The sequence below is a fragment of the Mesorhizobium sp. WSM4823 genome (assembly GCF_055811195.1).
Genome location: NZ_JBVVQL010000022.1, coordinates 46586 through 58496 on the forward strand (window position 1 = coordinate 46586; position 11911 = coordinate 58496).

Consider the following 11911-nt stretch of genomic DNA (forward strand, 5'->3'; position numbering starts at 1 on the left):
GATTCCGGTTTATCTATGTCGAACACGTGAACGCCCCGTGATGGTGCATTGCACAATTTGCATTGCTGCCATGCACCAATAGCGCTTTTAAATCGATATGACCCCACCTATCTTCAGGGCGTACACAAAGACGGAATGATCCGAAAGAAAGACGAAACGAGAAATACCATGAACCTGATCCGCAACTACCGCAACTGGCGCCGCTACCGGGACACCGTTTCCGAGCTGAGCCGCCTGAGCAACCGCGAACTGACCGACCTCGGCATCAGCCGCAGCGACATTCATTACGTCGCTCGCAAGGCGGTCTAATCCTCTTCGGACCGCAAATGGTCCGAACCAGTTTGACTTGAAAAGAGAACGACAATGAACCTGATCCGCAACTATCGTAACTGGCGCGTTTATCGCTCGACCGTTACCGAGCTGGGTCGCCTTTCGAACCGCCAGCTGCATGATCTCGGTATCGTCCGCGACGAGATCAAGATCATCGCCCGCAAGGCGATCTAAAAGGAATTTCGCCAGGGTCGACCTCCTCCCCGACCCTGACGAATACGGTCAGCCTTCACCTCCTCCCGAGGGTTGACCACAAAAACGGCGCCCGCCGCACCTCCTCCCGCGGCGGGCGCTGTTAGAAGGTGAGTTTCGTCTTAGGGTTTCGCCCCCGTTCATCAGGCGAAAGGAATTTCGTCAAAGCCGACCTCCTCCCCGGCGATGACGAATACGGTCGATCTTCACCTCCTCCCGAGGATCGACCAGCAAAACGACACCCGCCGGACCTCCTCCCCCGGCGGGTGTTGTTGTTTTCAGGGCAGGCGTTCCCCGGCAGCGGTTTGTCCTGTCCTCTGCGCGGCAATTGCAATCGCAGCTGCAAGCGACTATTTCGGCGCTCATGAGCAAAAATCCCATTCACGTCATCGGCGGCGGTCTCGCCGGTTCCGAAGCAGCATGGCAGGCGGCAGAAGCCGGTGTTCCGGTCGTCCTGCATGAAATGCGGCCCGTGCGCGGCACCGATGCGCACAAGACTGATGGGCTGGCCGAGCTCGTCTGTTCCAATTCCTTCCGCTCCGACGATGCGCAGACCAACGCCGTCGGCCTGCTGCATGCCGAAATGCGACTGGCCGGTTCGCTGATCATGGGCGCCGGCGATGCAAACCAGGTGCCGGCCGGTGGCGCGCTGGCCGTCGACCGCGACGGGTTTTCGCAAGCGGTGACCAGAAAGCTCGAAGCGCACCCGCTCATCAGCATCCAGCGCGAGGAAGTGCCCGGCCTGCCGCCGGCTGACTGGGACCAGGCGATCATCGCCACCGGCCCACTGACCGCGCCTGGGCTCGCCCAATCGATCGCGGAAGCGACCGGCGCCGATGCGCTCGCCTTCTTCGATGCCATCGCACCGATCGTGCATTTCGACACGATCGACATGGATATCTGCTGGTTCCAGTCGCGTTACGACAAGGTCGGGCCGGGCGGCACCGGCAAGGATTACATCAACTGTCCCCTGGACAAGGAACAATACCTTGCTTTCGTGCAGGCGCTTGTGGCCGGCCAGAAGACCGAGTTCAAGCAGTGGGAAGGCACGCCCTATTTCGACGGCTGCCTGCCGATCGAGATCATGGCCGAGCGCGGCGTCGAGACGCTTCGCCATGGGCCGATGAAGCCGATGGGGCTGACCAATGCGCACAATCCCGCGGTAAAAGCCTATGCCGTCGTGCAGCTTCGCCAGGACAATGCGCTGGGCACGCTCTACAACATGGTCGGCTTCCAGACCAAGCTGAAGCATGCCGAGCAGGTGCGCGTGTTCCGCACCATCCCAGGCCTCGAAAACGCTGAATTCGCCCGCCTCGGCGGTCTGCACCGCAACACCTACATCAATTCGCCGACGTTGCTTGACCATTCGCTGCAGCTGAAATCGCGGCCCGGCCTGCGCTTCGCCGGCCAGATCACCGGCTGCGAAGGCTATGTCGAAAGTGCGGCCATCGGCCTGCTTGCCGGGCGTTTTGCCGCCGCCGAGCGGTTGGGCCACACGCCGGCGCTGCCGCCGTTGACTACAGCTTTTGGCGCGCTGCTCAACCACATCACCGGCGGCCACATTGTTTCCGACGATGAGCCGGGAAAGCGCTCCTTCCAGCCGATGAATGTCAATTTCGGCCTGTTCCCTCCGGTGGAAGCACCGAAGTCGGAGGGAAAGCGCCTGCGCGGCAAGGACAAGACCGTCGCCAAGCGGCGAGCGGTGACGTCGCGCGCGCTGGCCGACTGCCGCGAATGGCTGGGGCTGCCTTCTCGGGCGGAAGCGGCGGAGTAGCAAGCCGCCTCGGTTTTGGCTTGGACCCACGGCGCAAAGTGGGATAGTATCCTACTTCTAGAGAGAGCAGCTTCATGGAGCCCGCCGAGAAACTGTCAGTCACCGTCACGCCCGCCATGGCGCGCATGATCCGCGAAAAAGTCGAGGACGGCTCCTTCGGATCGGCAAGCGAGGTCATCCGTGCAGCGCTTCGCGCGTTCCAGCGCGAGGAGGAAGAGCATGCCGAGCGCATGGCGTCGATCAGAGCGCGCGTAAAGGCATCGATCGAGGATAAGCGGCCAGCTGTTCCGCTGGACGAGGCAATCAAAAGAGTAAAAAATAGGATTTCGGAATTGGCGAGAGACAGCGATGATTCAGCGTCTCGCCGTAGTTCTTAATGAAAGCGCGCTCACAGACCTAGAATCGATTGCCGCCTATATCCTCGATAGTGGTGGAAGCGAAACCATCGCCAACAGTTTCGTCGATCGAATCAAAGTGCGCTGTAGAAATATCGGCAATGCCCCTCGCGGTGGCCGCCCGCGCGACGACATCGTGCCAGGATTGCGAACGGTACCGTCGAGCACTCCGTCATCATCACTTGCGTCGTCGATGGCGATCTCGTCCGTATCGTCAACATCTTCTATGGTGGTCGCGACTACGAGACGCTGATGCGCGATGCCGGATCGAGCGTCCATCGTGACAGACCTCAAGGCTGCGGTGGTAGTTCCGGCTCCCTGGATTCCTTCGTACTTGGCCGCCTTCAGGCCTCCGACCAGCCTCGCGTCGCGCACCGGAACAGCAGCCAATGCCGGCGCATAGCCGACAGCCGCACCGCGCCATCGAGCAGTGAATGGCGAGAACTTTCCATCTTGCCGAGATAGGCGCGCGAGAGGGCCAGCGGCAGAAATGCCGGGCGCAGCGAAACCGGCAAAGCCGATGCGCCGCTTTCGAAAGCGGCAAGATGTTCCCGCGCCAGTGCAATCATCGCCGCGACAGCGCGTTGCGCTCCAGGCCCACCATCGCCCGCAACGAACTCTTCCGGCGACGACCCTGCCGCCGCCAGAATGTCGGCCGGGACAAAGCACTGCCCACGCTTGCGGTGCTGCGGCAGCAGCAGCAAAAGGCCGGTCATCGCCTGGGCGCAGCCTGCCCTGCCCGCAAGCTCGGCGAAACGCGGCGCTTCAGCCGGATCAAGCACCATTGCCGCCAGTTGGATGAGCGCTGCTGCCGTCTCGCCGCAATAGCCTTCCAGATCGATGCGCGACGGCATCGGGTCGTCATAGAGATCGAAGACACGCGCTTCGAGCATGTTCTCGAACGCCAGTTTCGGCAGCCGGTAGGCGGCAATCGTCGCCTTCAACGCATCCGCGACAGGATGGCCGGTGCCTGCCCCACCGTCCTCGGCGGCCCCATCGTCCTCGCCTGCGATGACATCGCGCCACCATTGCAGCCGCACTTCGCCGGGCAGCGCCTCGCGGATCCGGTCGCGAATGCCTGATATCTCGGCATTGAAGGCATAGAGCGAAAACAGCGCGTCACGCTTGTCTTCAGGCGCATAGAGCGCGGAAACATAGCGGTCATGGTCGGCGGTTCGCACCGTCTCCATGACGATTTTGGTGTTTTCGCTCACGTCACTCGACGGCTATCAGCGCGGCGGCCACCGCACGGTTTTCCGTCAGAAGAACATTATAGGTCCGCACGGCAGCACCAGTCGACATCGGATCGGCCGCAATGCCCGCCGCCTTCAGCGCAGCACGCAACGCCGCCGGCAACGGCTTGAGGTCCTTGCCGGTGCCGACCAGCAGGATCTCGACCTTGTCAGCCTCATTGAGCAGTTTGGCGAAATCCGCCGCCGTCAGTGCCTGGGGATCGGCCGGCTCCCAGCCATAGATGCCCGAAGGCAAGCACAGAAGCGAGCCGCGATGCGACATATCGGCGAAACGAAACCCGCCATTGCCATAGGCCTCGATCGGCGCACGACCGGGGAAATGCGCTTCGCGGATGACTATGCCTTTTGCCACGGGCGCAGCAATCGTCAGGTTGCCAGGGCTTTGCCGCCGCTCACCGGCTTCTCCTCGTCGGACGTCGCGGCCTGTGGCCGCAGCTTGAACAGGATGAGCAGAGGGGCGGCAATGAAGATCGACGAATACGTCCCGAAGACGACGCCGAACAGCATCGCCAGCGTGAATGAGCGGATCACCTCGCCGCCGAACAGCACCAGCGCCAGCAGCGCAAGCATCGTCGTCACCGAGGTCAGCGTCGTTCGCGACAGCGTTTCGTTGATGGCGTTGTTCAACAATTGCGGCAGCGGCATCCTCTTGTATTTTCGCAGATCCTCGCGAACACGGTCATAGACGACGATCGTGTCGTTGAGCGAATAGCCGATGATTGTGAGTATCGCAGCAAGCGATGATTGGTTGAATTCGAGACCGGTGATGACGAAGAAGCCGATCGTCATGACCACATCGTGGACTGTGGCGATGATAGCGCCGACCGCAAACTGCCATTCGAAGCGGAACCAGACATAGATCAGGATTCCGAGCAGTGCGATCAGCATGGCGATGGTGCCTTGCTTGGCGAGCTCGCCGGAAACCGTCGGTCCCACCACCTCGACGCGGCGGAAATCGTAATTGTCCTGCAGCTCGCCGCGCACCTTGTCGATGACGGTCTGTTCGGCGTTCTCGCCGCCATCCTGCGTGCCGACGCGAATCAGCACATCGTTCGGATCGCCGAACTGCTGCACCTGCACTTCGCCGATGTTGAGTTCCGAAAGCCTGCCGCGGATGTCGGCAATATCGGCGGTGCCATCCTTGGCCTGGACCTCGATCAGCGAGCCGCCCTTGAAGTCGATGCCGTAATTGATGTCGACGGTCATGAACAGCACGACCGACAGGATCGACAGCATGCTGGACAGTGCGAATGTCCAGCGGCGGATGCCCATGAATGGAATTCTCGTACCCGGCGGGACGAAGGTCACCGGCGCGCGCGGCAGCTCCTTGGGGCGGGCGCGGCGAAGCCAGATCGATACCAGCAGCCGGGTGAAGGTGAAGGCGGTGAAGACTGTGGTCAGAATGCCGATGGCGAAGGTTACGGCAAAGCCCTTCACCGGCCCGGTCCCGAGCCAGAACAGCACCACGGTTGCGATCAGCGAGGTGACGTTCGAATCGACGATGGTTGCCAGCGCTTTCGAAAAGCCGGTGTCGATCGCCTGGATTACCGAGCGACCGTTTCGTCGCTCCTCGCGGATACGCTCGTAGATGAGAACGTTTGAATCGACCGCCATGCCGATGGTCAGCACGATGCCGGCGATGCCAGGCAATGTCAGTGTCGCGCCAAGCAACGACAACAACGCGATGATCATGGCCACATGCACCGCCAGCGCGATATTGGCGATGAAGCCGAGAAAGCCATAGGCCACGAACATGAACACGACGACGAGGATTGAGCCGATCACGCCGGCAATCTTGCCGGCGCGGATGGAATCTTCGCCGAGCCCGGGGCCTACCGTGCGTTCTTCGATCACCGTCAGCGTCGCCGGCAGCGCGCCGGCACGCAACAGAACGGCGAGGTCGTTGGCGCTCTCGGCGGTGAAATTGCCCGAGATCTGGCCGTTGCCGCCAAGGATCGGTTCGCGGATCTGCGGCGCCGAAATCACCTGATTGTCGAGGATAATGGCGAACAGCTTGCCGACATTCTGGGAGGTGGCTTGGCCGAAACGCGCCGCTCCCTTGGAATCGAAGGTGAACGAAACCACCGGCTCGTTGGTCTGGGAATTGTATGTTGCCTGCGCATCGACGAGATTTTCGCCCGAAACGATGACGCGGTTCTCGATCAGATAGGGAACCGGCGGATCATCCTGCGAATACAGAACCGAGGATCCCGCCGGCGGACGACCGTTGAGCGCATCCTGCACCGGCATCGACTGATCGACCATCTGGAAGGTCAGCTTGGCGGTCTGGCCAAGAATGTCCTTCAGCCTTTGCGGATCCTGCAGGCCCGGCACCTGAACCAGAATGCGGTCTTCGCCTTGGCGTTGCACGATCGGCTCGGTGGTGCCGAGTTCGTTGACGCGGCGCTCGACGACTTCGAGCGATTGCGCCAGAGCCGTCGACGTGCGGTATTTGATGCCGGCATCGGTAACAGTGAATTTGAGCAGGCCAGGCTCGGAATCATCAAGCGACATCTCCTGGACGGAGCCGCCGCTGAACAGGCCGGCCGCCACCGGGTCGGTCAACGTCTTCAGCGCCGCCTTGGCGGCATCGACCTGACCGGGATCGGTGATGCGGACCTGCACGGCCCGGCCTGATCCGGAAAGGCCGGTGTAACCGATCTTGGCATCGCGCAGCCGCGTCCTGATTTCGTCGCGCGTCGTCTCCAGACGATCCTTGATCAGATCGTTGGGATCCATCCTGAGCAGGATATGCGAGCCGCCCTGCAGATCGAGGCCGAGCGTCATCTGACGCTTCGGCACCCAGCTGGGAAGCTGGGCCAGCGTGCTGGCAGAGAAAAGGTTGGGCGCAGCGAGGATCACCGTGGCGGCCACGGCCAGCCAGATCAGGATCATCTTGAAGCGCGAGAAATAAAGCATGTGGCGTCGTCCGTAAGGCGTTCTGGCGGATCGTTCCGCCTGGAATTGGGTTATTTCTGGGCGTTCTGGTTCGCCACCGGCTCGCCCTTGGTGCGTGCACAGGTGATGTCGGGCACAAGGCAGTTCACTTTGGTGCTGCCATCGGGCTTTCTTCAACTATTGTCAATCTTGCCGGCAACGGACCGGCGCGCAGTAGCACGACTAGATCGTTGGCGCCCTGGACGGTGAAGTTGCCCGATATCTGGCCGATGCCGTCAAGGATCGGCTCGCGGATCACCGGTACCGAAACCAACTGGTTGTCCAACACCACGGCAAGCAACCCGCCGACATTTTCCGACGTCGCCCTGCCCAAGCGGGCAGTACCTTTTGAATCAAGCCGGAACAAGACCATCGGCTCATTGTTTTGCGAATTGTAGGTCGCCTTCGCATCGATCAGATTTTCATCCGAAACGATGACGCGGTTCTCGATCAGATACGGAACCGGCGGATCATCCTGCGAATAAAGCACCGAGGACCCAATTGGTGGCTGGCCACTGAGCGCATCTCGCACCGGCATCGACTGATCGACCAATTGGATGGTCAGTTTGGCCGTCCGGCCGAGGATTTCGCTCAGCCTTTTCGGATCTTTCAAGCCCGGCATTTGAATCAGAATCCGGTCGTCGCCTTGCTGCTGCACGATCGGTTCGGTGATGCCGAGTTCGTAGATACGACGTTTGATGACCTCTATCGACTGCGCAAGCGCAGTTGAAGTGCCATATGTGATGCCCGCGTCTGTTGCGGTGAATTTGAGCAACCCCCCCGGCTCCGACTCATCCAGTGTCGTCTCCTGGATGGAGCCGCTGGCGGCGACTGGATCGGTCAATGTTTTCAACGCCGTCTTGGCCGCTTCGACCTGCGTGGAATCCGAGATGCGAACTTGAACCGTGCGTCCTGACCTGGCAAGGCCCGTATAGCCTATGCGGGCGGAACGCAGCAGTGAGCGGATTTCATCGCGTGTCGTCTCCAGCCTGCCCCTGATCAAGTCGTCCAGATCCAAGCTGAGCAGGATGTGCGAACCGCCCTGTTGATCGAGGTCGCCCGCCATTTGGAGTTTCGGTACCCCGTCGGGCTGCTTGGCGAGCGGACTGGCGGCGAAAAGACCGGGCGCACCAAGAACCCCTGTCATGGCCACGGCCACCCAGATCAGAGTCATCTTGAAGCGCGAAAGATATAGCAAATGGCGTCGTCCGTCAGGGCGTATCCGCGGATCGCTCCGCCAGAAATTTCGGTTATTTCTTGGCGTTCTGGTTCGCCACCGGCTCGCCCTTGACGCGCACATCGGCGATCGTGGAGCGCAGCGCCGTTACCTTGGTGCCACCGCCGAGATCGATCTCGAGCTCATTGTCGTCGATCACCTTGGTCACCTTGCCGACGAAGCCGCCGCCGGTGACGACCGTATCGCCGCGGCGAACTGCCGCCAGCATCTCGCCGCGCTTCTTCAACTGCGCGCGCTGCGGCCGGATGATCAGAAAATACATGATCACGAAAATCAGGACAAACGGCAAAATGCTAATGAACATATCCGGGGAGGCGCCGACGCCTTGAGCGTATGCCGGTGTCACGAACATCGAAGTACTCCTGAATTTTGAAAAACAGCCGCCAATTTGGCCGCCCCGTGAAATTTCGCCGGAATATAGTCGGTAAAGTTGCCAATGCAACTGCGGTCGGGCTTTTCGGCTGCTTTTCCGGCTGGTTGAGCCGTGTTAGAGCATGTTCCCGAAAACGAAGCCCGGTTTTCGGAAAAGATCATGCTCTAACAAAAGGTTGGAACTGGTTCCGAAACGCTGGAAACAAGTAGGTTCCGCGTCATACCCTCCTGAGGGCAAAGATAAAATGAGCGACAGCACCATCGAAGCCCTGAACAAGAAGCTTGACCGCCTGATCGAGGCGGTCGCTCGCCTCGCCCCGCCGCCGGTGCCGGAAACCGACCTCGGCGAGGCCGATTGCTTCGTCTGGCAGGCCGATCCCGGCCATCTGGAGCCGGTGCGCAAGGTCAACCGCGTCGACATCGGCCTGATCCGCGGCGTCGACCGCGTCCGCGACATATTGGTCGACAACACCGAACGCTTCGCCTCCGGCTACGCAGCCAACAACGTGCTGTTGTGGGGGGCGCGCGGCATGGGCAAATCCTCGCTGGTCAAGGCCGTGCATGCCGCCGTCAATGCGTCGGCTAAGCTGGACCTGCCGCTCAAGCTTATCGAGATCCACCGCGAGGACATCGACACGCTGCCGAAGCTGATGAATTTGCTGAAGGCAGCACCTTACCGTTTCATCCTGTTTTGCGACGACCTCTCCTTCGACCATGACGACACCTCCTACAAGTCACTGAAGGCGGCGCTCGAAGGCGGCGTCGAAGGCCGCCCGGCCAATGTCATCTTCTATGCCACCTCGAACCGGCGCCACCTTTTGCCGCGCGACATGATCGACAATGAGCGCTCGACCGCCATCAACCCGTCGGAGGCTGTCGAGGAAAAAGTCTCGCTGTCCGACCGTTTCGGCCTCTGGCTCGGCTTCCACAAATGCTCGCAGGACGAGTATCTCGACATGATCGACGGCTATGTCAGCCATCATGGCCTTGCCATCGATCCCAAGACGCTGCGCGCCGAGGCGCTGGAATGGGCGACGACGCGCGGCAGCCGTTCGGGCCGCGTCGCCTGGCAGTTCACCCAGGATCTGGCGGGCCGGCTCGGCAAATCGCTCAAGGATTAATGTAGTTCCTCGGCGCAGAATTTTGACAGGTCGGACGCGCTTGCGTTGACGGACCGCATGCCTTGGCGATTAGCGGAAATGCCATCGCTTCGTCATCCTGGGGCGTAGCAAGGAGCGAAGCGACGCAGCGCAGACCCCAGGATCCATGCCGTGACATCCGAGCGCTGCTACAGTGCAGAATTCTGCTCCGCGGCACCCTTCGGCTAAGGTTACGGCATGGATCCCAGGGTCTTCGCGACGGAGCTCCGCTCCTGCTTCGCCCAGGGATGACGAAGTTGAGGAGCTTCGGCCGTTATGACAGCCCACCGAAACGACCGATAAAATCTTGGCCGCCAACAGGCATCCAACCCGTCAAATTCCCTGTGCCGCGCTACTAGCGTTCATCCAGAAAACTGAAAAAGCCCGCCCCTTGGCAGGGCGGGCTGAGCCGGCGGCCGGACTGGAGGTCAGGCGGCGCGCAATCGCTTTTCTTTTTCTATTTGAGATAGGTCGAAGGATCGACTTTCTTTCATTCAAGATAGGTCGAAGGATCGACTTCTTTATTCAAGATAGGTCGAAGGATCGACCGGCGCCGAGTTCTTGCGGACTTCGAAATGCAGTTTCGGCGAGTCGGTGGTGCCGCTCATGCCGGACTGCGCGATTTCCTGGCCGCGCTTGACCTTCTGGCCGCGCTGGACCTCGATCGAACGGGCGTGGCCGTAGACGGTGACCAACCCGTTCTCGTGGCGCACCAGCACCGTATTGCCGAATTCCTTGAGGCCATCGCCGGCATAGATGACGACGCCGTTCTCGGCCGCCTTGACCGGCGTTCCTTCCGGCACGGCAATGTCGACACCGTCCTTGCCGCCGCCAAAGCCGGAGATCACCCGGCCGCGCACCGGCCAGCGCATCTTGCCGATGCCCGTGGCATTTGGCGCCACCGCGTCATCATCCTCGGCCTGCTGGATGACCTTCGCATCCTTCTTCGGCGGCGTGTAGGAAGCAAGCGTTTCCGTCGGCGTGGTCTTTGCCGCAGGCGGGGTGGTGGCTGTCGTTACCGGATCGACCTTTGCCGGCTTGGCGCTGGCAACCGTCGCGGTTCCGCCAGCCGGCACCTTCAGGGTCTGGCCGATCTTGAGCAGGCCGTCCTGCATGCCGTTCGCCTGCTTCAATGCAGCCACGCCGACGCCGGTCTTCCTGGCGATCGCCGACAGCGTATCACCCTGCTCGACGGTATAGGTGCCACCAGCGCCAGTCGCCTTAGGCGCGGCTTTTCCGTCCTTCGGCTGGTTTGTTGCGGCCGAGGCGTCCAGCTGCGCGGCGGACTTGCCCTCCTTGAGCTTCGGCTGCTGCGGCAGCACAGCCACCATCTCCGGCGCCTTGGCTGGCAAATCGCGCTTGGTGTCGTTCGCAGGCTTGGCGTCGGCGAGCTTCGGCGCCGGTTTCTTGCCCGAATAGGCGTAGGCCGGGATGACGAGCTTCTGGCCGGCCTTCAGCCCGTTGGTCTCGCTCAGCCCATTGACCTTCATAAGCGCGTCGGCGGGCACGCCGTGGCGCCGCGACAGGCCGAAAATGGTCTCGCCGTCCTTGACGATGATCTCGGTGGCGCGCGGTTGGCTGCCCGCCGTCGCCATGCGCGGAGCGTCAGGCTGTGCGTCCTTGAACGGCTTTGCCACTGTCCCAGTTGCAGTCCGGTCGACCGGCGGCGCCGAAGCGACGCGGGCCGGCGCCAACGCGGGAGCTGGCTGCGACTGGCTGGCCGGCGGCAATTGCTGCGTCGTCACCGGTTCGAGGCTTGAACGGCTGACCGACTGGGTATGGCTGCCGTCGATCGGCGCAGCCGAAACCGGGGCATCGCCAGGATAAGGTTGGGCGGTGTTCTGCTTGTCGATGATGGTGCGCTGGTTGTTGGTCGAGGAGGTGAAGACGTCATCGACACTGTTGAACCGCGACACCTGGGAACTGCATCCCGCCGCGGTGCCCGCAACCATAAGGACAGCGAAACCGCGTGCCAGGTTGCGTCCGTTTGCCTTCAAAATACTGAATTGCATCACATTTACCCGCAGATACCCGGTACAGACTGACCGTGATTAAAGCGCGTTAATGTTACTGGTCGGTTAAACCTTTAGAATCAGACGCAAATTTTCTTAAAATATTTAAGGCTGGGGTGCTTGGGGTATGTCGAGATTCAGGTTAGGCCGCGCCGGAGTCGAAGAATTGGCCGAAGGCCTCAGCTTCGTCATCCTAGAGTCTTTCACGTTTTAACGGAAGCGTAGCCTGCGTTCGCAAAGTAATTGTCGCATTCGTCGGGGTCGATAGTG

12 protein-coding genes are annotated in these 11911 nt (G+C 61.1%); 6 read left to right on the forward strand and 6 right to left on the reverse strand.

All coding sequences use genetic code 11. From position 1 onward, the window contains the following. The first annotated feature begins 168 nt into the window (after nucleotides 1–168). The 5 genes from AC0L26_RS30250 to AC0L26_RS30270 all read left to right on the forward strand — a co-directional run bounded on the left by AC0L26_RS30250 (nucleotide 169) and on the right by AC0L26_RS30270 (nucleotide 2944). Entirely contained in the window at nucleotides 169–309 is a 141-nt protein-coding gene (locus AC0L26_RS30250) for a DUF1127 domain-containing protein (protein WP_006335194.1), read from the forward strand. A 54-nt stretch (nucleotides 310–363) separates the two neighbouring features. After that, nucleotides 364–504, forward strand: a complete 141-nt coding sequence (locus tag AC0L26_RS30255; protein WP_095485458.1) for a DUF1127 domain-containing protein — start codon at nucleotides 364–366, stop codon at nucleotides 502–504. Between the two features lie 382 nt (nucleotides 505–886). Then, nucleotides 887–2296, forward strand: a complete 1410-nt coding sequence (gene trmFO, locus AC0L26_RS30260; protein WP_473635850.1) for a methylenetetrahydrofolate--tRNA-(uracil(54)-C(5))-methyltransferase (FADH(2)-oxidizing) TrmFO — start codon at nucleotides 887–889, stop codon at nucleotides 2294–2296. Between the two features lie 74 nt (nucleotides 2297–2370). Then, nucleotides 2371–2673: a type II toxin-antitoxin system ParD family antitoxin gene (locus AC0L26_RS30265; protein WP_352938385.1), complete on the forward strand. Its 303-nt coding sequence runs from the start codon at nucleotides 2371–2373 to the stop codon at nucleotides 2671–2673. After that, entirely contained in the window at nucleotides 2645–2944 is a 300-nt protein-coding gene (locus tag AC0L26_RS30270; protein WP_473635851.1) for a type II toxin-antitoxin system RelE/ParE family toxin, read from the forward strand. Before AC0L26_RS30265 ends, AC0L26_RS30270 begins: the two co-directional genes overlap by 29 nt. 91 nt (nucleotides 2945–3035) lie before the next feature. On the opposite strand, the gene AC0L26_RS30275 is transcribed toward AC0L26_RS30270, so the two are convergent. The 5 genes from AC0L26_RS30275 to yajC form a co-directional block, all read right to left on the reverse strand. Then, on the reverse strand, nucleotides 3036–3905 hold the full coding sequence (locus AC0L26_RS30275) for a phytoene/squalene synthase family protein (protein WP_473635852.1): 870 nt from the start codon (nucleotides 3903–3905) through the stop codon (nucleotides 3036–3038). A 1-nt stretch (nucleotide 3906) separates the two neighbouring features. Next, nucleotides 3907–4296, reverse strand: coding sequence for an Mth938-like domain-containing protein (locus tag AC0L26_RS30280; protein WP_473635853.1), 390 nt, complete (start codon nucleotides 4294–4296; stop codon nucleotides 3907–3909). 14 nt (nucleotides 4297–4310) lie between these two features. After that, complete coding sequence (gene secDF / locus AC0L26_RS30285; RefSeq protein ID WP_473635854.1) at nucleotides 4311–6863, reverse strand: protein translocase subunit SecDF; 2553 nt, start codon at nucleotides 6861–6863, stop codon at nucleotides 4311–4313. 124 nt (nucleotides 6864–6987) lie between these two features. Continuing rightward, complete coding sequence (locus tag AC0L26_RS30290) at nucleotides 6988–7947, reverse strand: SecDF P1 head subdomain-containing protein (protein WP_473635855.1); 960 nt, start codon at nucleotides 7945–7947, stop codon at nucleotides 6988–6990. Between the two features lie 184 nt (nucleotides 7948–8131). Next, nucleotides 8132–8470, reverse strand: a complete 339-nt coding sequence (gene yajC, locus AC0L26_RS30295; protein ID WP_354491147.1) for a preprotein translocase subunit YajC — start codon at nucleotides 8468–8470, stop codon at nucleotides 8132–8134. A gap of 265 nt (nucleotides 8471–8735) precedes the next feature. Here yajC and AC0L26_RS30300 point away from each other — a divergent pair, with 265 nt between their 5' ends. Further along, on the forward strand, nucleotides 8736–9611 hold the full coding sequence (locus tag AC0L26_RS30300) for an ATP-binding protein (RefSeq protein ID WP_473635856.1): 876 nt from the start codon (nucleotides 8736–8738) through the stop codon (nucleotides 9609–9611). 539 nt (nucleotides 9612–10150) lie between these two features. On the opposite strand, the gene AC0L26_RS30305 is transcribed toward AC0L26_RS30300, so the two are convergent. Continuing rightward, complete coding sequence (locus AC0L26_RS30305) at nucleotides 10151–11641, reverse strand: peptidoglycan DD-metalloendopeptidase family protein (RefSeq protein WP_473635857.1); 1491 nt, start codon at nucleotides 11639–11641, stop codon at nucleotides 10151–10153. Nucleotides 11642–11911: the final 270 nt, after the last annotated feature.